The sequence below is a fragment of the Mesorhizobium sp. M4B.F.Ca.ET.214.01.1.1 genome (assembly GCF_004791545.1).
Taxonomy (GTDB): domain Bacteria; phylum Pseudomonadota; class Alphaproteobacteria; order Rhizobiales; family Rhizobiaceae; genus Mesorhizobium; species Mesorhizobium abyssinicae.
Genome location: NZ_SRUX01000145.1, coordinates 1 through 353 on the forward strand (window position 1 = coordinate 1; position 353 = coordinate 353).

Below are 353 nucleotides of genomic sequence, written 5' to 3' on the forward strand. Positions count from 1 at the left end.
GCCAGCCGCCTGATAGGCTCGAATAGCGCCACGGAAACAATCTGCATATTCGTACATCCAGCCGTCGACGTTCCCATTTTGCGCCAAGGCAGCCGAGCCGGCCGAGAAAGTGCCTTCCTGGGTCCAGTTGGTATCCAGCTTGGTAAGGACTTTCAGACCCTTCTTTTCGGTTTCCGGGTCCGCGCAGCCCTGCCAGGTCGATGATAGTGTATTGCCCGGCGTGCCACCGAGCTCCACGACATTCTTGGCCTCGGGGTTGCCTTCCTTGACGGCGTCGACCAAAGCGACTCCGAGCCCGCAGATGTCTTCCTTGACGTTGGTCAGGTAGTCCTTTCCGGAAGTGCCGATTGCGG

General features: G+C 59.2%; 1 pseudogene. It reads right to left on the reverse strand.

The features are described 5' to 3' along the window. Positions 1-353: pseudogene (locus EN857_RS35090) on the reverse strand (hypothetical protein); the annotation flags it as partial.